This is a genomic window from Lactococcus sp. SK2-659 (assembly GCF_020218185.2).
GTDB classification, from domain to species: domain Bacteria; phylum Bacillota; class Bacilli; order Lactobacillales; family Streptococcaceae; genus Lactococcus; species Lactococcus lactis.
This window is the reverse complement of sequence record NZ_JAIWQZ020000001.1, coordinates 304,882-327,297: the sequence shown is the minus strand read 5'-3', so window position 1 is coordinate 327,297 and position 22,416 is coordinate 304,882. Positions and strand designations below refer to the sequence as shown.

At 35.1% G+C, this 22,416-nt stretch carries 20 protein-coding genes and 1 tRNA gene; 1 reads left to right on the top strand and 20 read right to left on the bottom strand.

The window, feature by feature from the left end:
• Nucleotide 1: 1 nt before the first annotated feature.
• From LDP15_RS01590 to LDP15_RS01555, 8 genes are all read right to left on the bottom strand, one after another.
• Nucleotides 2-1,942: a PTS sugar transporter subunit IIA gene (locus LDP15_RS01590; protein WP_136122488.1), complete on the bottom strand. Its 1,941-nt coding sequence runs from the start codon at nucleotides 1,940-1,942 to the stop codon at nucleotides 2-4.
• Nucleotides 1,943-2,115: 173 nt separating this feature from the next.
• Nucleotides 2,116-2,757, bottom strand: a complete 642-nt coding sequence (locus tag LDP15_RS01585; protein ID WP_015426773.1) for a bifunctional 4-hydroxy-2-oxoglutarate aldolase/2-dehydro-3-deoxy-phosphogluconate aldolase — start codon at nucleotides 2,755-2,757, stop codon at nucleotides 2,116-2,118.
• Between the two features lie 2 nt (nucleotides 2,758-2,759).
• Nucleotides 2,760-3,710 carry a sugar kinase gene (locus tag LDP15_RS01580; RefSeq protein ID WP_015426774.1) on the bottom strand — a complete coding sequence of 317 codons (951 nt, stop codon included), beginning with the start codon at nucleotides 3,708-3,710 and terminating at the stop codon, nucleotides 2,760-2,762.
• Entirely contained in the window at nucleotides 3,707-5,125 is a 1,419-nt protein-coding gene (gene uxaC, locus LDP15_RS01575) for a glucuronate isomerase (protein WP_225513447.1), read from the bottom strand. Before uxaC ends, LDP15_RS01580 begins: the two co-directional genes overlap by 4 nt.
• Entirely contained in the window at nucleotides 5,122-6,015 is an 894-nt protein-coding gene (locus LDP15_RS01570; protein WP_015426776.1) for an aldose 1-epimerase family protein, read from the bottom strand. Before LDP15_RS01570 ends, uxaC begins: the two co-directional genes overlap by 4 nt.
• A 59-nt stretch (nucleotides 6,016-6,074) precedes the next feature.
• Nucleotides 6,075-7,601 carry an MFS transporter gene (locus LDP15_RS01565; RefSeq protein WP_015426777.1) on the bottom strand — a complete coding sequence of 509 codons (1,527 nt, stop codon included), beginning with the start codon at nucleotides 7,599-7,601 and terminating at the stop codon, nucleotides 6,075-6,077.
• Nucleotides 7,602-7,786: 185 nt separating this feature from the next.
• A complete protein-coding gene (gene uxuA, locus LDP15_RS01560; protein WP_015426778.1) occupies nucleotides 7,787-8,863 on the bottom strand; it encodes a mannonate dehydratase in 1,077 nt (358 codons plus the stop codon).
• 288 nt (nucleotides 8,864-9,151) lie between these two features.
• A complete protein-coding gene (locus LDP15_RS01555) occupies nucleotides 9,152-10,786 on the bottom strand; it encodes a mannitol dehydrogenase family protein (protein WP_015426779.1) in 1,635 nt (544 codons plus the stop codon).
• A 167-nt stretch (nucleotides 10,787-10,953) separates the two neighbouring features.
• Between LDP15_RS01555 and LDP15_RS01550 the strand changes: the two genes are divergently transcribed.
• Complete coding sequence (locus LDP15_RS01550; protein ID WP_015426780.1) at nucleotides 10,954-11,637, top strand: GntR family transcriptional regulator; 684 nt, start codon at nucleotides 10,954-10,956, stop codon at nucleotides 11,635-11,637.
• Nucleotides 11,638-11,682: 45 nt separating this feature from the next.
• Here LDP15_RS01550 and LDP15_RS01545 read toward each other — a convergent pair whose 3' ends face one another.
• From LDP15_RS01545 to trxA, 12 genes are all read right to left on the bottom strand, one after another.
• Nucleotides 11,683-13,113, bottom strand: coding sequence for an MFS transporter (locus tag LDP15_RS01545; protein WP_225513448.1), 1,431 nt, complete (start codon nucleotides 13,111-13,113; stop codon nucleotides 11,683-11,685).
• 200 nt (nucleotides 13,114-13,313) lie between these two features.
• Complete coding sequence (locus tag LDP15_RS01540) at nucleotides 13,314-14,288, bottom strand: substrate-binding domain-containing protein (RefSeq protein WP_057720056.1); 975 nt, start codon at nucleotides 14,286-14,288, stop codon at nucleotides 13,314-13,316.
• 11 nt (nucleotides 14,289-14,299) lie between these two features.
• Nucleotides 14,300-15,202, bottom strand: a complete 903-nt coding sequence (locus LDP15_RS01535; RefSeq protein ID WP_225513451.1) for an ABC transporter permease — start codon at nucleotides 15,200-15,202, stop codon at nucleotides 14,300-14,302.
• A gap of 41 nt (nucleotides 15,203-15,243) precedes the next feature.
• The gene (locus LDP15_RS01530; RefSeq protein WP_042230532.1) at nucleotides 15,244-16,722 is read right to left on the bottom strand and encodes a sugar ABC transporter ATP-binding protein; all 1,479 of its coding nucleotides are present in this window, start codon (nucleotides 16,720-16,722) and stop codon (nucleotides 15,244-15,246) included.
• An 18-nt stretch (nucleotides 16,723-16,740) separates the two neighbouring features.
• Nucleotides 16,741-17,139, bottom strand: coding sequence for a D-ribose pyranase (rbsD, locus tag LDP15_RS01525; RefSeq protein ID WP_015426834.1), 399 nt, complete (start codon nucleotides 17,137-17,139; stop codon nucleotides 16,741-16,743).
• Nucleotides 17,140-17,160: 21 nt separating this feature from the next.
• Complete coding sequence (rbsK, locus tag LDP15_RS01520) at nucleotides 17,161-18,063, bottom strand: ribokinase (RefSeq protein ID WP_042230533.1); 903 nt, start codon at nucleotides 18,061-18,063, stop codon at nucleotides 17,161-17,163.
• Between the two features lie 10 nt (nucleotides 18,064-18,073).
• A complete protein-coding gene (locus LDP15_RS01515) occupies nucleotides 18,074-19,057 on the bottom strand; it encodes a LacI family DNA-binding transcriptional regulator (RefSeq protein ID WP_015426836.1) in 984 nt (327 codons plus the stop codon).
• A gap of 133 nt (nucleotides 19,058-19,190) precedes the next feature.
• Nucleotides 19,191-20,486: an adenylosuccinate lyase gene (gene purB, locus LDP15_RS01510; protein WP_015426837.1), complete on the bottom strand. Its 1,296-nt coding sequence runs from the start codon at nucleotides 20,484-20,486 to the stop codon at nucleotides 19,191-19,193.
• 197 nt (nucleotides 20,487-20,683) lie between these two features.
• Nucleotides 20,684-21,364 carry a type I 3-dehydroquinate dehydratase gene (gene aroD / locus LDP15_RS01505; protein WP_015426838.1) on the bottom strand — a complete coding sequence of 227 codons (681 nt, stop codon included), beginning with the start codon at nucleotides 21,362-21,364 and terminating at the stop codon, nucleotides 20,684-20,686.
• 96 nt (nucleotides 21,365-21,460) lie between these two features.
• Nucleotides 21,461-21,532 (bottom strand) — tRNA-Gln (locus LDP15_RS01500).
• A gap of 94 nt (nucleotides 21,533-21,626) precedes the next feature.
• The gene (locus LDP15_RS01495; protein ID WP_010906074.1) at nucleotides 21,627-21,830 is read right to left on the bottom strand and encodes a DUF2969 domain-containing protein; all 204 of its coding nucleotides are present in this window, start codon (nucleotides 21,828-21,830) and stop codon (nucleotides 21,627-21,629) included.
• A 243-nt stretch (nucleotides 21,831-22,073) separates the two neighbouring features.
• Nucleotides 22,074-22,388: a thioredoxin gene (trxA, locus tag LDP15_RS01490; RefSeq protein WP_003129442.1), complete on the bottom strand. Its 315-nt coding sequence runs from the start codon at nucleotides 22,386-22,388 to the stop codon at nucleotides 22,074-22,076.
• Nucleotides 22,389-22,416 lie beyond the last annotated feature (28 nt).

Below are 22,416 nucleotides of genomic sequence, written 5' to 3'. Positions count from 1 at the left end.
ATTATTTTTCTCCTTCTTCTTCTAAAAGTATTTGTTCAACTTCTGTTACATTTGTTGCTGCAAGTAACTGACCCAAGCGTTCTTTATTTGATAATATCTTAGTAAGTGTTGACAAAGCTCTAAGATGGGTCTCATTATCAATAGCTGCTAAAACAATAAAAAGTTTAATTTCATGCTTATCATCATTCATTAACTTTACTGGGTGTTCACATCTTAAAAATGACATTCCTAATTTTTTGACCCCTTCCTCTGGACGAGCATGAGGAAGGGCAATTCCCAATCCTAAGTCAATATAAGGGCCAAAAGCTTCTACTTTATCAATAATAGCTTTGATATAACGCTCTTCAATTTCATGCTTATCAAGAAGGGGTTGTGCAGCTAATTCAATTGCTTCTTGCCAGGTCAATTCTCTATTGGTAAAATTTATTTTTTCTTTTGTAAGTAAATCTGTTAGCATAACTCCTGATAGTTTCCCTTCTTTTCTAGTACGATTTAATTTTTTTTCAATAATTTTTATTAAATCCAGTTTACTTGCTGGTTTTTTTATAATAATGTAAGGTTCTATTGAATCTAAAATAGTTTGAGCAGATGGTTTTATAAAACCTGGGAGCTGAAAATCTTGCAAAACTTGATTATAAAGCTTATTTTCTTCACGCTGTTCTGGAAAAGCTGACATAAGATAAACTTTTTTGTCTGACTTTACAGGAACCGTTGAAAAAATAATATCATATGAATTTATAGGTAATTTTTCGAAATGAGAGACTCGAGCACTCAGAATAAATTCCATTGTCGGGAATAAACTCTCTAGTCTTTTTTGCATAATTAAACTCGAACTGATTCCATTTACACAGAGTACAATTGCTTTTAATGATTTACCTGAGTACTTATTTTTATAAATCTCTCCACCAAATAAAATGACAAAATAAGCTTTCTCAGATTCTGAAATTTCACCGACCTCTTCTTTTAATGGTTGAAGGACGTTATCCATCAGTAAAAACAAGGAGTGGTACTCTTTTTTTATCCGTTCAAGCAGGACATTTTTTAATTCAAAATGATTTTTTAATCGATAGTATGCAGGAGTTAGGTGAGCTAATAGTGCCATAAAGGTCTTTGTGAAATCATCGAATTCAATTGCTGCTAATTTCATAACATTTTCCATAATGCTAAAGGCCATTCGGTATAAACCATTGTCTTGCTCAATTGTATTTTTTCCATCCGACATCCCAATAATTAATGATTTGAGTAGCTCATTAATATTTTCACTCCCCTTTTCAAAACCTCTACACTTGAGCAGACTTGCAAACAGTAATGTCGAAAGATATCGACTATAAACAACCTCAATCTGTAGTTCTTGCATTATCTTTTTCAATAGCTGATTATTCTTAAAAATAGTTAATGGATCTTTATCATTTAAAACTTTTGATAAGGTATAAAATCCTGCGTCCTCAGATAAATTTTGCAAATAATACCAAGCCTTCTCCTGTAAAATTTTCTCCTCAAAATTAAGGTAAAATCCTTTTTTTCTTGAATATTCAATCTGAATATTTTTGCTCATAAGCTCCTCTCTAAGTTTTTTTAAATCACTTAAAACCGTATTTTTACTTACTTGAAGATATTTTTGAAAAAGAGCTATTGAGAGGGAAGATTCATTTGTAAAAATAAGTAGATATATAAGGGAACGTCTTTCAACTTCTGATAAAATAAATGTCTTTTGATTGATAGAATAACGAGTTTCTTCAAAATTTTCTATTTTATCAAAAATTGCTAAGCATTCATTTTTATAATCTAATTTTTTTAAACCTTGATTTTCTAATTTTTGATTAAATTCCTCCAATATTCGATAAAATTTTTCTTTATCTAGATTAGTGACCTCCAATATTCGCTCTAATTTCCATAATTTATGTTTTGAAAAAAAGAGAATGTCTAAATCATAATTAATCATAAAAACGCTCCCTTGTATTTTTTATTATAACTCAATTATTTTACCAAAATATAGCGCTTACAGTCCAAATTACTTTTACTTAATAAAAATAATTGGACTGAACTTTAGAAAATAAAAAAACTCCAAAAAATGAAGTTTTTTATTATTCAAGAGGGAAAATTAATAGCTAATTTTTATTTCTTAGCTGCCTTAAATGCTGCCATAAATTTCTTGGCATTTTCAGTGACCGCACTATAATTGTTGTTGGCTGCTGGAGCTGTAACCCCACCTCCAGCACTTACAGCTACTGCTCCTGCTGCAAACCATTCAGCAACATTATCAACATTTACTCCTCCCGATGGAAGGATATTAATATAAGGAAATGGTCCTTTTAAGTCTTTTATCATTTTGGGACCTGTAATATCACCTGGGAAGAGTTTGATTAACTCTGACCCGTATTCTAAAGCTTTTTGAGCTTCGAGTGGAGTTAAAATTCCTGGAACATAGGGAATCTGATAAAGATTACATATCTTGGCGACCTCTTTGTTAAAACTTGGACTGACAATAAATTGAGCCCCTGCAACAATGGCCAAACGAGCAGAGGTCGGATCTAAAACTGTCCCTGCTCCGATCACTATATCTGTTCCTAGATACTTGGCTACCAAATCAGAAATAACTTCGTTAGCTCGCGGGACTGAATAGGTCAATTCGATAGAAGTGATTCCTCCTGAGACGACAGCTTCTACGATTTTTAATGCTTTTTCGCCACTCTCAGCTCGGACGACCGAGACGACTCCTGATTGAATCACTTTATTTAATAATTCTGCTCTTTGCATGACTACATCTCCTTGTAAAATGTTTTTAGTTCTTCTTTTGTGGGATAACCTTCACTATCTCCTGAGCTTTGAACTGCTAATGCTCCAACGGCACAGGCGCGCTTGACAGCTTCTTTTAAGGTTTTTCCTTCAAGTAAGGCAGACTCAAGACCAACGGCGAATCCGTCTCCTGCTCCAACCGTATCAACAACTTTTGCTACTTTAAATCCAGAAACAAAATATTGTTCACCATTTTTTAATTTTACAAAAGCACCGTCAGCGCCTAATTTGACAACTACAATCTTTGTGAGAGGGCTCTGCTCAAGGTAAAAATCAGCAATTTTTTCTGGTTCAGATGAACCGGTCAAGATTTCACCTTCATTTATTCCTGGCAGAATGATTTGACTTTGCTTTGCTAAATCATTAATTATTCTTATCATTTTTTCTTGATTGTCCCAAAGTACAGGTCGTAAATTAGGGTCAAAAATGGTTAAAATATCTGCTTCATTTAATTTTTGATTGAATGCTTGAAAAGTTTTTAAACTAGTTTCTGAAAGGGCTGGAAAAATTCCTGAGAGATGCGCAATTTTTATCCCTGATAAATCTAGAGCTTTTAGTTCAGCAATGGATAAATTGGCCGCTGCAGAATTTTTGCGATAATAATCAACTTTTGGGTCGCCCTCACTTACTTTTTGTTTTAAATAAAAGCCTGTTGAATAGTTTTTATCTTTGGTGAGATAGGTCGTTTCAATCTCCGCTTTTTTGACTGACTCAATAATAAAATTCCCAAATGAATCATCTCCGACTTTAGAAATATAAATTCCTTTATGTCCTAGACGACTCAAACCAATCGCAACATTTAGCTCCGCACCAGCTAAATATTTGCTGAAATGCTCAGCTGCATCTAAACTTATATCTTGATTTTCCGAGGCAAGAACGACTAAAGGTTCGCCAAGTGTTATAAATTCAGTCATTGCTTAGAGTCCTCATCTTTGAAAAATCCAAAATAATCATGCACATTATTATAACTAATATCTTCAATCATTTTTCCAACAAGTCCTTCATTATCAGGGATTCTACCATTTTCAATCAATTGTCCAACAAAATTACAGAGGACGCGACGGAAATATTCATGACGTGGATAACTTAAAAAGCTCCGTGAATCTGTCAACATTCCGACAAAATTGGACAATAAACTTTGTGAAGCAAAAATCTCTAATTGGTTTTCCATTCCTTTTTTGGTGTCATTGAACCACCAACCAGCTCCAAGTTGTAATTGTTGCACTCCTTCACCTTGAAAACAGCCAATCAATGTGGCTAATTCAAGCCAATCATTTTGATTAAGGGAGTAGAGAATGGTTTTTGGTATGGTTTCAAGTTCTGCTGCTTTGCTAAAGAGTTTGGTTAATTCCTCAGAAATATTAGCTTGAGTACCCATACTATCAAATCCAGTATTTTCACCAATTTTACTTAAGGCTGGGCCATTGATAGAACGGTTGACGTTAACATGGAGTTGCATTGTCCATTCAAATTTTTTATTTAATTTCATAATTTCAAGGATTAATGCCGTAATGTATTGATTATATTCTAGGTCTGTTAAAGTTTGATTTTCTTTGGCTTTCTGAAGGATAGAATCTAAATCCACGTTTTTAGTTTCTGCAAAAGTATAGGTAGATAAGGAGTGGTCAGACAAACGTCCACCAAGGCTTGTGAAAAATTCAAATCTTTGTTCAAGTGCCTTAATCATCGTCTTAAAACCTTTTATTTCAATTCCAGAAACTGCTGACAGCTCTGTCAAATAGTCTGCAAAATGTCCGTCAGTAATCGAAATTAAATGGTCTGGTCTTAAAGCTGGCAAAACTTTGAAATCTTTTTCCTCTTTGGCTAATAATTTATGATAAGAAAGCGTTGAAACAGGGTCATCTGTTGTACAAACAACTTTTACCTGTGAATTTTTAATCAATGCGCGTGGTCTGAAATCATCTGTGGCAAGCATTTGGTTCGCTTCATCCCAAATTTCTTTGGCTGTCTCGCTTGAAATCAACTTATTAATATGGAAAAATCGTTTTAATTCCAGATGAGTCCATTCATAAATTGGATTACCAAATGATTTTTCAAGTGTTTTAGCAAATGCTAAAAACTTTTCATAATCCTCTCCATCTCCAGTAATCAATTTTTCAGGAATGCCATTCGCACGGAGCAAACGCCATTTATAATGATCTCCACCTAGCCAAATTTGTGTTAAATTTTCATATTTTTTATTTTCATAAATTTCTGCGGGTTCAAGATGGCAATGATAATCAATAATTGGCATTTTTTCTGCATGTTTGTGAAAGAGCATTTTGGCACTTTCATTCGTTAGTAAAAAATCTTTTGATAAAAATTTCATGATTCTCCTTTATTACTATTAAAAGTTAATTCAACTTCATAAGTTTTTGATTCATTTGATTTTAAGCTGATATTTCCTTCTTTTTGCAAGAGTTCTTGTTTTTGATTGAGAATATCAGGCAGTCCTTGGAAGGGTTCAATACAGAGGTAAGAAAGATTTTCGTCTTCTTTTGTCCACAAGCAAAGATAAGGAAAACCCGTCATTTTCATGGTCATTTGATAATCTGTCTCTTGTGAAAAAAGTTTCACCTCCTCAATTTTATTGTCAAAAATGACGAGCCCTTTTTCAAAGAATTCTCTTTCAAGTGGAAAATTACTGACAGCTTTATTAATTTCTATGATTTTTCCCGAACGATAAGGAAATGGATTTTTGACAATTTCAAATTGTTTTAAAGTCCTATCTTTAGTTTCAAAGGAAATCTGGTAATCTTCAAAATTTGCTGATAGGTTAAAAGCTGGATGAAATCCTAAGGCAAATGTCAATTTTTTTACTGACAGATTTTTTATTTCAAATTGAATCTTCAATTTTTTACTGACCAGTTGATAAGTGACTTTTAATTCAAATTGAAAAGGGTAGGATTGATAAGTTTCCTCGTTATCTTTTAATGACAAACTTATCTGGTCTTCTTTCTGGTCAATAATTTCAAAGAAATAATCTGAAGCAAAACCATGTTGTTGCATCGAATAAATCTTCTGGTTCAGCAAATATTCATCATCAGTTGAACGTCCAATAGCCGGAAATAAAATTGGGGCATGTTTTGGCCACTCAGAGCCATTCCAAATAAAATCAAATTTATTTTTATTCTCAATTACATGAGTTAATTCGGCTCCTTTTGGATTAATTTGAACAGTAAGCTCATTATTTTTTAGTGTTAACAATTGATTTTCCATCGTTTTTCTCCGATAAATTTACTGACAGCGCCTGTCACTAAATTTTTAAGCTTTTGTCATTAAATGTCTGCTTGGTCAGGCCAACATTTTTCATAAGAGTGACCTGTCAGTAATTCAACGACCTGACGTGTTTCAAGAGTTACATCAGCTTTTGAGCCTCCTTTTTCAAGACGTTGTAATTCTGCTTTTAAAATATCATGATTGGCTCGATTAAGTTTAAAGGTGCGAGCTGCAATCAATGCGGCTGCTAACAAGCCAATTGGAACAAAGATGAAAATCAACATAATTCCGTGTTGAATACCTAATGGTGTATTTGCATGAGTCGTCATTGTTGTGGAATTAAATCCAATTTCTTCAAGAGCCCAACCAGCAATATATGTTGCAAGTGCCCCTGTTGATTTACGAAAGAAAGTCATGACAGAAGCATATACGCCTGCTTTATCACCATGTGTAAAAATTCGGTCAACATCGGGTATAAAAGGGAAAACATTCCAAGGAGTAAATTCTAAAATTCCTCGTCCAAGTTGATAAATAATGGAAACAATCACAAGCATCCACATTGGATTATTAATCCCTGTCAAATAGATAACAAAATAACCTAACATGGCCACTATAATCGCCAAATAACTCAAAGTAAATAAATATTTCGGACCACGAGTGACCATTAATTTTACTGCGGCAATGGTTGATAGAATACCAAATGCTGAGAGTGCTTGGAGAACCCACGGAGCATTTGCCGATGTTCCGGACAATCCAATCACGATAAAAGTTGGGAGCAGTGTAGAATAGAAATCTTTTCCTGTAAATGAGAGGAGATAAACCAATAAATGTTTTCTGAATGATTTATTTTTGAAAGTGCCAAAGTAATCTGTCACTGTTTTTTTCATAAATCCACTAAATCCAAGTCGTGGTTGAGCATCTAATTCTGCTAGAAATTCTGGAGTTAAAGGACGCTCCCAGCTTGCTCGCCATGAAGTGAAAATGGCAATGACAAAAATGACCGTCCAAGTAATTCCCGTATAAAGATAAGCATTAGGATTATTAAATGACTTAAGTACAGCTAAGGTAAAGAAGACAATAGCCGTTCCAGTTGCTGAAATAAACATTCGACTCCCTGAAAGAGTGGTTCGTTTTTTATAATCAGGCGTCATTTCCGTAGGCAAGGTTTCCCAAGGAATTAAAATCATGGAAATCGCTACCTCAATAGCAACATAAACCCAAAGATAATATTGCCAACTGCTAGTTGAAATCCAAAACATTGGAAATAAAATCGCAAATAATATTCCGCCAAGTGCAATAAAGAAATGACGTCGGCCATATTTTCGTCCTAATCTTGTTCGATAAAAACGGTCAGTAATTGCCCCAAAAAAGAGGGACCAGATGGCATCAATAATCCGGCCAATTCCCAAAACTGCTCCTGTAAAAAGAGGACTAATTCCTTGTGAAAGAACAAAGACAAAGATAACTCCTGAAACAATGTTATTCCAGCCTCCGCCCATTAAATCAGTCAAACCGTAAAGAAGACCACGCCTTGTATTGATTGCTTTTGGGGTATAAACCCATGAAGTTTTTTGTTTTTCTGCCATTTTAAACAGATTCTCCTATTTTTATATTTTTGTCAGTGAAAATTGACAAATTTTTCCATAAACTTTGTTAATTTGTGAACTTTGTGAAACGCTTACTCCAACGTTTTAATTTTAGCGGAGAGTATTCTCCGCACATTTTTTTCACAAAAAGTTCTTTAAAATAGATTTCTTCATATCATTTTTATTTACTGATTCGTTTTCTCAAGCGCCTCCCAAAGTCCATTAAGATAACTTGCTCCAAGTGCTCGGTCATATAAACCGTAGCCTGGGCGTCCTGTTTCTCCCCAAATCATTCGACCATGGTCTGGACGAATATAGCCATCAAAACCATTATCATACATGGCTTTCATTATTTTATACATATCAAGCGAACCATACTCCGACAGATGAGGAGCTTCATAAAAATCTTTTTCACCACTTGGCAAAAATTTAATATTCCGCACATGTGCAAAAGGAATTCGGTCTCTTTTGACAAATTCAGCCATAATTTCATAGACATTATTAGCTGGATCTTCAGCAATCGACCCCGTACAAAGCGTAATCGCGTTTGACGGACTATCTACAACATTACATATCCAATCTAAATCTTCCCGATTTTTCACCACCCGAGGAAGCCCAAACATCGGATAAGGAGGGTCATCAGGGTGAACCGCCATTTTAATCCCAACTTCTTCACATGTAGGAATGATTGCTTTTAGAAAATAAGCAAAATTTTCACGCAATTTATGCTCATCGACATTTTTGTATGCCTCAAAGAGTCCTCTGACTTCTGATAATCTTTCAGGTTCCCAACCTGGGAGTGAAAAGCCACCATCCGCTGCTTGAACGCGATCAATTATCTCCTGAGGGTTTGCTGGAATATCCCTAGCAATAAAAGCCATTGTTTGTGAATTATCAGCTAAACGATAATCCAAATCTGATTTCAACCAGTCAAATACAGGCATAAAATTATAGCAAATCACTTCAATCCCAAACTCAGCAAGATTTCTAATCGTTTCTTTATAATTCTCAATATATTTATCACGAGTTGGCAAACCAATTTTGATATCATCATGAATATTGACAGATTCAATTACTTTTAAACTTAAACCTGCGGCTTCAATTTCTTCTTTAAGTGCTTTGATTCTCTCCTTTGGCCAAATTTCTCCCGCTGGAATGTCCATAATCATTCCAACGACTCCTTTAACACCTGGAACTTGGGCAATTTCAGAAAGTTTTATCTTATCTGCATTTGAACCAAACCAACGCATTGTCATTTCCATTTTTTTATTCCTTTATCTTATTTATATAAAATCAAATAGCGTGCTATAGCTTCCCACCAAGCGGTAAGACCTGCTGAAAGTTTTACGTCAATGATTTCGTAATTTTGATTTTGCAAATCTGCCAAAACTTTATTTAAAGCTTGATTAAAAAGTTGGTCAGTTTTTTCTTTTCACAATTTGGCAGAAATGGAAAACTGATAGCAGTATTTTTACTGACAGCTCAAAATTAAACATTCTGTCAGTAAATTTTCAGATATTTTTTACTGACAGTTCTAAATAAGTAGTCTGTCAGTAATTTTTTCCGTGTTCCTTTAGGACATTTTGTAGCGTCTTAAGCACTGATCCTTTGCCTTGAAGCATTTGCTCAAAGTAATTTTCAATCTTTTGAGCTAGTCCTGTTTGGTACATCTCATTTGGAAAAATTTGGTGATTAGATAAGATAGGTTTTAGAATTTCATGAATTTCTTGCTGACTACCATCTAATTTTACCTCGGCAACAAAAGCTTGCAACTCTTCAAGAAGAGGGTCAGGACTTGGAGAAAAACTTTCTAACTCATCATTAATTCCGATTAAATAACGGCACCAAGCAGCAATGACTAATGGAATAAATTCCAATTCTTTAACAGAAAATCTTGGATTGGCAATATAGTGTCCAATTGTTACGCCATAGCGAACAGGAATTTTTTGTGACGTATCTGCCGCAATTCTCTGTGGTGTATCTGGAATATTTTTATTTGGTAAACGTTTAGTCAATAACTGGTCAATAAAATCTTTCGGATTGATAATTTTCGGATTCTTAATCACAGGCAAAGCCTCGCCATACCCCAAATTCTTAACAAGTGCTAACAAATCTGGATTGGCAACTTCTTCCCAAATTGAATGATAATCTAATAAACTTCCAAAAATAGCTAAAGCGGTATGCAAAGGGTTCAAACAAGCTGTAACTTTCATCTGGTCAGCATCATTGACTGTTTCACGATCAGTCAAGATAACTCCAGCTTTTTCTAATGCCGGCCTGCCATTTGGAAAAGCATCTTCAATCACTAAATAATGAACTTCTTCCGTATTACCAAAAGGAGCAATATTTGTATGTTTTTGACTATGTAAAATTTCTGTATCCTCAAAACCATCAGCTGTCAGTAATTTTGCAACTTTTTCAGACGGATTGGGTGTAATTCGGTCAATCATTGACCAGGGGAAACTAACTTTTTTAGGATTGATAAGGTAATCATAAAAATCTTGTTCTACGATTTCATTTTCCACCCAAGCTTTAGCAATGGTCAAAATCGCTTCTTGCAATTTCAAACCATTTTCTGAAAAATTATCTGTACTGACCATGGCAATCGGAAATTTACCAGCTTTAAATCTTGCATAAAGGAGATAAGTAACGGCCCCCATATTGGTTTTAGGCTTGCTTCTTCCTTGCATATCTTCAAGTGCCAAAGGCGTCAATTGGTCTTTTGAATCCCGTAGTGAATAACCTTTTTCTGTAATCGAAAAAGTTGTCAATTGCAAAGATGGATTTTCAAAGACTTTTGTTAAATGAGCCCAACCCTCGGTATTTTCTGCATTAAAATAAAAACTTTCAGCAACACTCGCAATCAATTCTTTGTCAAAAGTTCCATCTGATTTCATTGTCACTGACAGAAAACGATTATTATATGCCCGATAGCTTTTATCAATTACCTCATCATCATAAGTTTCAGCCACAATAAGACCTGAGTTGAGTTCTCCTTGATTGAGTAAGTCTTGGGCGACAACCGCATGGAAACATCTAAAAAGATTTCCTCCACCAAAGTGGACCCAGACTGGATTATCAGCTGTTGACTCTATAACTTTGTCTTGATTAAAGTTAGGAATTTTAATTTTTGCTTTTTTAAATTCCTCACCCTTTATCAAATAATCATCAAGCAATTTCACCATGATTTCTCCTTTAAATCTCAAAAAGTGATATATCAGTTTTTCTTCTACGAAAACTAGTATATCACTTTTAAGAAACCGTTGTCAAGAATATATTAAAAAAAAGACATTATTTTAAAAGAATACCTTTATTATTTGACTTTACCGCCCCTCTGCTCTATAATTACAGAATGAATGAATTGAATTTTAATCTACAGAATCAGGCCTATAAACAAATTACAGGCAAAATTCTCAGGAATGAATATCGTCCTGGACAAAAAATTTCACAAAAAAATATCGAAATTGATTTGCAATTAGGCCGAACTCCTGTCAGAGAGGCACTTCTTCGTTTACGTCGTGATGGACTCATTTATAGCATCCCTCAATCAGGGACCTTCGTCACAAAAATTGATTTAGATGCTGCCATCAATGCTCGATTCATTCGAGAAAATTTAGAAGCCAAAATTGTTTCCGAAGCTGCGGCTTTAGAGAATAATAATCTTTTACTCAACCAAGCACGAGATGCAATTGAACTTCAAGAACAATATGCTGCTAAAGCTGAATATCACAATTTTTTTAACGCTGATGAAGAATTTCATAAAACTTTTTATTTAATGACTAACCATGCCCAAGTCTGGGACTGGCTTCAAACCATTAATATTCAGTTCAATCGTTTCCGTTGGTTACGTCTTGCGATTTCTGATTTACCATGGAATACCTTGATTGAGCAACACAAGGAAATACTCTCCGCTGTTGAAAATCATGATGGAGAAAAAGCTGTCACAGCAGCTGCCAAGCATTTGCACTTGATGTTTGACGAAGAAATGGCAGTTTTACAAGCTTTCCCTGAATACTTTGATAATTTACCCGAATAAAAAACTCTGACGGAATTCCGACAGAGTTTTTTATAAGTAACTCATTTATTTTACATTTTTAGAATCTGGAATTAAAAATGAAGTAAAGAAAGCAATAATAACAAGAATCAATCCTGTGACAATTCCAGAAATATAACCAGAACTACTTCCACCAACACTGGTATGTAAAAGCGTTGGCACTGCGTACAAAATAATGAAACTGATACCAGCTCCTAAATTAAACATTCCTGCATTTAAGCCCGGAAGATAACCTGGATTATCCTCTGGTGAAAGCACGATTCCCAGACCATTTAACATAATATTTGTTATTCCAGCATAGGTAATCCCAATGAAGGTAGATACCAACAATAAAAGCCAGATTGAAGGTTGTAGCACTCCAACAACGGCTAAACCAATACCGATAATCGTCGTTAAAAGTCCAACCCGAAGGACTTTTGTAAAGCCAAAGCGAGCAGCTAAGAATCCTGAAACAGGTCCAAAGAATAAGCCAGCAAGCGCATAAGGAGTAAGGGTAACAAGAGAAACCATATCTGCCCCAAGTCCCAAACCAAACTTACCATCTTGACCCAAAGCTGGAATAATACCATTCATAATTGCAAAGACACCAGTCATCGTTAGGAGAGTTGTAATTAATAATCCCCAAGTTCTTCTTTGTTTCAAATAATGAATAGGAACCATTGGATGATTCACTCGTTTTTCAACTTGCCAAAATCCAACAAAACAAATCAAACCTAAAAGAGCCAAGACTGAAGCTAAAAGCCAATTAGGAAGTCCAAGATTTCCAAAACTTCCTTGCAAGGCATTCACCGCACTCAAGAGCGCACCCATTGCCACAACTAAAAGAATGACTCCGCTCCAATCCATTTTTGGTGTATCTTTTGCAGTTGACGCTTGCGTTCCAAAACTTACTAAAAGAATAGCAAGTGCCGCAGTAATTCCCATAACAAAAAATACAGAACGAAATCCACCATGACTTACTAGCCAACCACCTGCTAATGCATCAACCCCAGCAATTCCACCATTGATTGAAGTGAGTATGGCCATTAATTTTGCATATCTCTTCTCATCACGCACTTTCACATGCAGAATAATTAAACAAAGCGGAACCACAGGGCCAGCAGCACCTTGTAAAATACGACCAATCATCAAAATCCCCACATTTGTAGCAAATCCTGAGATAAGACAACCAATCATTGTCAAAGTAAGCATTCCAATTAGAACTTTTTTTCGTCCAATCAAATCCGCCAAACGAGGCAAAAATAGAGCAAATAAGGCCGCAGCTGTAAAAAAGATGGTTTGTGTTAGTGCTATAGACGAAGCTGTCGTGTGTAATTGGGTCTGCATGGTAACCAAAGCAGGCGAGAGCATTGAAGCATTGAGCTGAAAAGCAAAGATTGCTACCAATAGGGCCACCATTAAAGCCACTATTGAACCCGCATTATCACTAGATTTTTGAGGAACAGTATTTTCTCCCATTTTTTCTCCTTTTTTTAGAGGATAAACTCTTTTTAGTTTTACAAACCTAAAAGAGCCCCAGCTATCTATTATATTATAAATTTTACTTTTTGCGAAGTTTAAAAATGTCACTTGGACAAATTTATATTTTTATTCATTATTCATCTTTATTTTTAAAAATAAAAAAACTCTGTCCTAGCGACAGAATTTTTGTTTTTATACTACCATTGGTGCTCATCAACATTATCTTTATCCACAAGATAGATTGGCGAATTTATCATATGTGCTATTTTTTTACCTTGATAATAATCATAGGTAGCTTGCAAAGCCATTTCACCAATTTTAGCCGGTTGTTGAGCAATCGTTGCAGTCATTGTCCCTGCTTTTATAGCATCATGTGTTTCAGACTCACCATCAATTCCAAAAATGGCTATTTTTTGTCCGGTGGCTTGCACAGCTTTAGCTGCTCCCAGTGCCATTTCATCATTTTGCGCAAAGATTGCTTGGACGTCTTTATGAGATTGGAGCATATTTTGAGTCGTATTTAAGCCAGTTGTTCTGTCAAAATTAGCTGATTGACTGGATAATATATTTAAACCTAAGGTCTTAGCTTCACTATTAAATCCTTTACCACGGTCTATTGTTGCCGAAGCTCCTGGTGTTCCAGAAAGTTCCAGAACTTTTACGTTTTTCCCAACCAATTTTTCAACGGCTTGAGCTGCCATTTTTCCAGCGGCCACATTATCAGAGGCAACGGTTGTTAAAACTGTTCCACCATTTGAACCTCTATCCATTGCAATCACTGGGATATGCGCATTGTTGGCTGCTTTAATGGCTGGAACAATGGCATCAGAATCTACAGGATTAATTAAAATCGCATCCACATTTTGGCTGATGAAATTTTGAACATTATTTAATTGTGTTGCAGAATCATTTTGGGCATCAGAAACCGTTAATTTTGTATTTTTTTCTTTGGCCATTGATTTAATCGCATTGTTCATTGAAACAAAATAAGGATTGTTTGTTGTCGAAATAGAAACACCAATATTTAATTCATTTGGTTTCTTATGCGTTACCTCTTCTACTTTTTCTTTTCCATCACGGCCTGGAATGCCGGTATAAAGACTACATGCGGTCAAAGTTGAGACTGCTAAAGTAGCTACAAAAGCAAAAGTTAATTTTTTTACTAATTTCATGTTCAACTCTCCTATTTCCGTTTGCTACGAATGACATCGATAAGAACTGCAACGAGAATAACTAATCCTTGGATGACTTGTTGCCAAAAGGCTGACACACCAATTATATTTAAGCCATTATTTAGAACACCAATGATTAATACCCCAATCATTGTTCCAAACATTCGCCCTTTCCCTCCCATTAGAGAGGTTCCCCCAAGGACAACGGCAGCGATTGCATACATTTCATAGCCAGATCCTGCTTGTGGCGTTGCTGATGACAAACGAGAACTGATGATTAAACCAGAAATTGCGGACATTGCCCCAGATAAAGTGTAAATGGCAATTTTTACTTTATTTAGTTTAATTCCTGAAATATAAGCAGCTTTTTCATTACCACCCAAAGCATAAACTGATTTACCAAAGGCTGTTTTATGAAGTAAAATCCATAAAATAATGAAAACAAGAATCATTAAAATAACAGGGAAAGGAATACCCAGTAAGTAACCTTGTCCAATATAGGCTAAGAAATAGCCATCCATGTGTTTAGTAATTGGATTACCATCAGTAAAAACAAGGGTTGCTCCGCGGTAAACCATTTGAGTAGCTAAAGTTACAATGAAAGGGGCCAATTTCCCATAGGCAATAAGTGCACCATTGATCGCTCCAAGAAAAGCACCAATGATTAACGCACAGACTACTGCTAGCGGTAAAGGCATTCCTTGGGCTATAAAACCTGCGGACACTGCACTTGAAAGGGCTAAAATTGCGCCAACTGACAGGTCAATTCCTGAAGTTAGAATTACGAAGGTCATCCCAAAGGCAATAAATCCATTAGCCGTGACTTGTAAGAGTAAATTTAGCAAATTATTTGCCGTCATAAAGTTGGGATTGATACATGTAATGATAATCATCAAAACAATCAGAGCAATCATTGTCGTTAAAGAACTGAATTTTTGAGATAGAGCTTTCACACTTATTGTCCTCCTGTTGCGAGCTGCATCACATTTTCTTGTGTTGCTTCATTTTTGGCTAAAATTCCTGCTATTTCTCCTTCATGCATCACTGCAATTCGGTCTGCAACACCAAGAATTTCGGGTAAATCACTTGAAATCATAATAATTGGAACACCACGTTCAGCAAGTTCATTCATTAATTGATAAATTTCACGCTTGGCTCCCACGTCGACTCCTCGTGTTGGTTCATCTAAGATTAAAACTTTTGGCGCAATGCCAATCCATTTGGCAAGGACAACTTTTTGTTGATTTCCTCCAGATAGAGAACCAACTATTTGTTCTTCATCTGTCGCTTTAACATTAAGACGCTCAGAGAGTTGCTTAACAAAAGTTGTTGCTGTTTTATCATCAAAGAGGCCATGATGAATAAAATCCTTTGTACTCGGAAGAGTAATATTATCTTTTATTGAGAAATCAAGAACAAGTCCTTCATCTTTTCGGTCTTCTGTTAAAAAGCCAATTCCTTCTTTGATTGCTTTTGCCGGGTTATTGATAGTTAGACTCTTTCCATTAATTTTTATCGTGCCTGATTTTAGCTTATCAATTCCAAAAATTGCTCGCATGACCTCAGTTCTACCCGCTCCCATGAGTCCTGCAAATCCGAGAATTTCACCTGAACGAACTGAAAATGAAATGTCTTTAAAAGATTCTGCCGATAAATGGTCGGCTTCAAATACAATTTCTCGAATTTCAGCATTTTTTTGGGGATAGTAATCTGTAATTGACCGACCAACCATTTTTCTAACTAATTCATCAACATTGGTTTCTTTCGTCTTTTGCGTATCAATGACTAGACCATCACGCATGACAGTTACACAATCTGTGATTTTAAAAATTTCTTCCATTCGATGAGAAATATAAATAATTCCAACCCCTTGATTTTTAAGACCAGCAATAACTGAAAACAATCTTTCTGTTTCTCTTTCGGTCAATGCTGCTGTTGGTTCATCCATAATCAAAATTTTTAAATCAGACAAAAAACTTTTAGCTATTTCAACCATTTGTTGCTGACCAACTGATAAATTACCAATTTCTTTGTCTAAATCAATTTTTACTCCCAACTGTTCAAAAGCAAAATTTGCTTTTTTTCGCATGGCCTTCGTATCTAAAATACCAAATTTATTTTTTATCTCTCGTCCTAAAAAAAGATTCTCTAAGACTGTTAAATCAGGCCAAGTATTCATTTCCTGATGAATAAAACTAATTCCAAATCCTTCTGCTTCCTGAGGATTTTTAAAAATTTTCTTTTCACTGTCAATCTCAATTTCCCCACCAGAAGCTGGAAATAGACCAGTTAGAATATTCATCAAAGTAGATTTTCCAGCCCCATTTTCTCCCATTAAGGCATGAACTTCTCCTGAATTAATCGTTAAATCAATTGCTTCAAGAACTTTATTCGTTCCAAATGATTTAGAAATGTTCTTCATTTCTATTTTCAAAATTGACCTCCTCCTTTTTCACAAAGCGACACCTGATTGTAAAATAATATTTGAATAAGGTGTATTTTCTCCTGTTCTCACCACTGCTTTGACCTCATGATTCATTAATTTTAAGGTCTCATGACTGACAAAAACTATTTCAACATCTGCTGATAATTTTGTCAGTAAAATCGCTAACTGTTCAGGATTATTTTCTTTTATTTCCTCAGCAAGATAGACTTTTTCAACTAAAATATTTTCCAAATAGATGTCCAGCACTTCTTGAAAACTGGGTTTTCCTCTGGTCAGGGCTAAATCAATTTTGGGGGTACCTATTGGTACTGGTAGTCCTAAATCTCCTATACAAACTTGGTCAGTATGGCCCAAATCGTCAGCAATTTTTGCTAATTCACTATTAAGTATTCCTTCTTTTTTCATAAATTTAACTCTCTTTCTTTTTTAGTAGAGATTAATTTCAAGTTCTTTTAATTTTGCTTTAACTTCTGATAGCTTTGGCATCCCGCCTTGTGCACCAAATTTTTGAATAGATAAATGAGAAGCAACGACAGCTAATCTGATAGAATCACTAATTGATAAGTTTTCAGTCAAACCAAAGGCAAAGGCTCCGTTGAATGTATCTCCTGCACCAGTTGTATCTACAACCTTAGCTTTTATGGCTGGAATTTTTTGAAGAGTCTCTCCATCGTGGAAAATGACTCCTTCACTTCCTAAGGTGACAATCAGACGATTTGAATATTTTTTGAGAATTTCTTCAAGTGCTAAATTCGGAAAAAGTTCCTTACATTCGTGTTCATTCGGTGTGATATAATCAACAAAATCAATCATTTCCAAATCTGTTTTTCTTGCTGGAGCTGGATTATAAAGAACTTTTATCGCATTTTCTTTACAGAATTTAGCAATCGCTAGATTTGTTTCATGTGGAATTTCATTTTGTAGAATAACAAGTTGGCTTTCTTTAACTTTCTCCCAAAGGTCTGCTAGATAACTTGGTAAAACTTCATTATTAGCACCTGGAATAATAATAATACGATTATCGTCATCATAGAGAGTAATTTGAGCAATCCCTGTTGTTTGTGGTACCGTTCCCACATTTTCAAAAAGAACTGCATTTTCTTTGAAGTTTTGCAAAATACTCTCACCAAAAGCATCCTTGCCTACTGCTCCAATCATGCTTACTTCATTAGGAGAAAGTCTAGCAAAAGCAACGGCTTGGTTTGCTCCTTTTCCACCGGGAACCATAGCGAAATCTTCACCAAATACGGTTTCTCCAGCATTCGGCACTCGGTTAGTCCTTGTGACTAAATCCATTGAAATACTTCCTATAACACTTACTTTTGTCATTAATTTTTCCTCATTCTTTTCTCTTTTGTCGAATTGTTTCACGCGCTACATAATAAACAGGGAGTTCAATTTTAGACTTCTCAATTGCTTGGTCAGTCTCGATTTTATAAATAAGTTGAGCAGCTTCAAGCCCCATCTGATAAGCAGATTGATGAATGGTTGAGAGTGCTGGATAAATGAATTGGCTCATTTGAATATCGTCATAACCAATAATTTGAATTTCCTCAGGAATTTTCTTATTTAACCGATGAATTTCGTGGATATAAGCCATGGCATGAATATCCGATGGTGCAATGATACTATCAAAGTTTTCTTCATTGGCAAGCACTTCTCTCGCCTCTTTCTGAATTTCTTCAAAATCATAACTTTGACTGTAAAAAGCTTTAAAATCAACTTGCTTTTCTTTTAAATAAGCAATACTTGCTTTAAAACGATTATTGATATTTGTGGCATTCAAAGGACCGCTGACTACAGCAACTTTTTTTGCTCCTGCTGTTACAATCACTTTTGCTGCTAATCGTCCACCTGACTCATTGTCCGAAAAAACACCATAGTTACTTTTATGGCCTACTCGGTCCACGATTACAGTTGGAATATCCAAATCAGGAAAGTCTTCTTTAAAATCATGGGTTGAAATGATGCCAGCAGCATTACTTTGAATCAAAACTTTTAAATAATCTTGCTCAGATTGATTCTTTTCACCAATATTTCCGAGCATCACACGATAACCTTTTTCCTTTAAAAATTCCTCTGCTCCTTTGGCAAGCATTGGGAAAAAAGGATTGGAGATATCTGGCAATAATAGTCCAACAAGCTGGCTCTTTTTCGTTTTTAAAGATTGGGCAGAAAGATTAGGTCTGTAATTTAGTTTTTTTATTGCTCGTTCAATTTTTTCTCTGGCTTCATCACTTACATAACCATTCTGAGCAATAAAACGTGAAACAGTGGACTTTGAAACTCCTGCTTCAAGCGCAACTTGTTTGATGGTTGTCATTACTTCCTCCTTTCACATGTGGGAACGTTCTCATATTTACATTTATAATTGTATCCGTTTTCATTAAATTTGTCAATCCTTTTTATATTTCGTTTTAATAACAAAAAAACCTACTTTTTAGTAGGCTTTCTTATTAATCAAAGACACGGTCAAAAATTTCATCGACTCTTGTTAAATGATAATTGTAATCAAAAGCTTTATCAATATCTTCATCATTCAAATACTGACGAATTTGTTCATTTTCTTCAAGCAATGGTCTAAACATCACTTGTTCATCCCAAGATTGTGCAGTCAAAGGCTGAACTAAATCGTAAGCTGCTTCACGCGTCATTCCTTTTTCAATCAACATTAACATGACATGTTGGCTGTAAATCAAGCCAAAAGTCGCATCCATATTTCGTTTCATATTTTCTGGGAAAACAGTCAAGTTTTTAACGATATTCCCAAAGCGGTTCAACATATAATCCAATAATTCTGTTGTATCAGGTGCAATGATACGTTCAGCAGAACTGTGTGAAATGTCACGTTCATGCCAAAGACTAACATCTTCAAGAGCTGTAATTGCATGTCCACGAATGACGCGGGCTAAACCTGTCATATTTTCAGAACCAATTGGGTTACGTTTGTGTGGCATTGCTGACGATCCTTTTTGACCTTTAGCAAAGAATTCTTCAACTTCACGTTGTTCAGATTTTTGTAATCCACGAATTTCTGTTGCCATGCGTTCAATTGATGTCGCAATGAGCGCCAACGTTTGGAAGTATTCTGCATGTAAATCACGTGGTAAGACTTGTGTTGAAATCTCTTGTGGACGAGTCCCTAATTTTTCACAAACATAGGCTTCAACAAATGGAGGAATATTCGCAAATGTTCCAACAGCACCAGAAATTTTCCCAGCTTCAACAGCTTTCGCAGCATGTTCAAAACGTTCAATATTTCGTTTCATTTCGCTGTACCAAGTCGCTAATTTCAAGCCAAAAGTTGTTGGTTCAGCGTGAACGCCGTGAGTTCGACCCATCATTACTGTGTATTTATGCTCTAAAGCTTTATTTTTAACAATTTCTGCAAAGTTTTTTAGGTCATTGCGCAAAATATCATTAGCTTGTTTATAAAGATAACCATAAGCTGTATCAACGACATCTGTTGATGTCAGACCATAATGAACCCATTTGCGTTCTTCACCCAATGATTCACTGACAGAGCGTGTGAAAGCTACCACGTCATGACGTGTTTCTTTTTCAATTTCAAGAATGCGTTCAACATTAAAAGTTGCATTTTCGCGAATTTTTTTCACATCTGCTGCTGGGATTTCCCCAAGCTCTGCCCAAGCTTCATCTGCAAGAATTTCGACTTCAAGCCATGCTTTATACTTGTTTTCTTCTGACCAAATCTCTGCCATTTCTGGACGTGAATAACGGCTAATAACCACTTTTTTCTCCTTTTTTACTGACAGAATAGCTGTCAGTAAATTAATCCTATTTTTAATTTCTAATGAACAAAGCGTCCTTTTTCATTATCTATTATAACATTTTCACTGACAAAGCATTTGGTCCATTCTACTGGTCCAAATAAAAGTAAAAAAATTATCTGTCATAACCGAACAATATCTCTGACCAGATCATTTTTCTATTTTTCTAAGATATCCAAAATATACTCTGTTTCTTTGAGAGAAATTTGCCCAGGCGCACTAGAATTGTCTAAACTTGCAAAAGTCCAGCAAGAACCAGTCAAATAACCAGAAATTCTTGAAAGTCGCCCTAAGTCACCCATTGCCATGCTGATAAAATGTTCACCGTATTCTAAAGTCATATCACGAGTGATTTGTAATAAATCAAGAACATCACATTCACGTTCTGGCATCACAGCAACTTTAACAAAGGCAGTTCCTTCTTCGTGCATTTTAATCAACCGATTGGTTAAATCGGACGGAACTTCATCAAAATTATGATAAGAGAGTACCATTTTATCCCGAAAATCTTTCAAAGCGGCAAATGAAGGGCCGTGCGTAAAGAATTCGACATCGATATATGCGGGATTGTAAGTCAAAATTTCTTGTAAAATCTGTAAATATTTTTTTTCAGAAACTTGAATATTTCCGCCTTCTCTGACTGTTCTTAAAGTAAATAAAATCTTACTTTCTTTAAATTTTTCAAAGAATTTAGGAGCCATCTCTAAAATTTCATCTGCTGACAAAAAATCGGCACGCCATTCAACAATATCTGCTGTTCGATAATCACTGACAGAAACTTTCTCAAGCTCTGCTAACTCTGTCAGCATGATTGGAACAACAATTTTTGTTTTTCTCATAAACTTCTCCTTACATTTTCATAAATGTTTTACCTTATTCTAGCATATTTTCGCAAAAAGAAAAAAGGAAACAGCGTTTCCTTTTACGTTTTTTTACTGGGGTAGCTGGATTCGAACCAACGCATGAGGGAGTCAAAGTCCCTTGCCTTACCGCTTGGCTATACCCCAAGATTGCTTTATGACGACAAGAAATATTTTAACAAATTATCTTATTAATTTCAAGTTATAACTTAGAAATTTCAAATCAATCACAAATAAATCTTTAAATCGAAAGATTATAGGCCATAATTGCTTCCTCAAGAGCTGCTTCAAAAGAAGTCACTGTAGCAATTTCTTTACCTGAAAAAACAATGACAAAATTTCCTGATTTTTCTTTAATTTCGGCGATTGTTTTTTTTCCACTTTTAATGACAGCTCCGTCAGCTGTATCAATAATTTCAAGTTCAGTATCTTTTTTCTTTGACATATTAAACTCCTCAAAATTTGAAAAGTCTTTTTGACCTTCCAAATCCCTATTTTCTTTGAAATTTTTCTTTCTCAATCATATCATTTTAAAAGCTTTTTGTCACGCTCATTTTACTGACAGACTTGTCAGTATGTACCATACTTCCACTCTCTTTTACTGACAGAACTTTTTACTAGAATTGAATATAAAAAAATACTGACAGACTTTATTTCAAGAAGAAAAAAGTTCTGTCAGTAATTTTTATTATGATAATTCAGCAATAACGGCTTTAAGTTGTGCTTTTGTTTGAACACCAACAATGCGTTTTACTTCTTCACCATCTTTTTTGAACATCAATGTTGGGATAGACATAATGCCAAATCCTTGAGCTGTTGCTGGGTTTTCATCAACATCCATTTTGCAAATCTTAAGTTCTGATTCGTCAAGTTCTTCTGAAAGTTGTTCCAAAATTGGCGCTTGCATGCGACATGGACCACACCAAGTTGCCCAAAAGTCAATTAAAACAAGCCCTTCTTTTGTTTCTTCATCAAACGTTGCATCAGTAATATTATATTCCATTTTATCTCCTTCATTGAAATAATTTTCT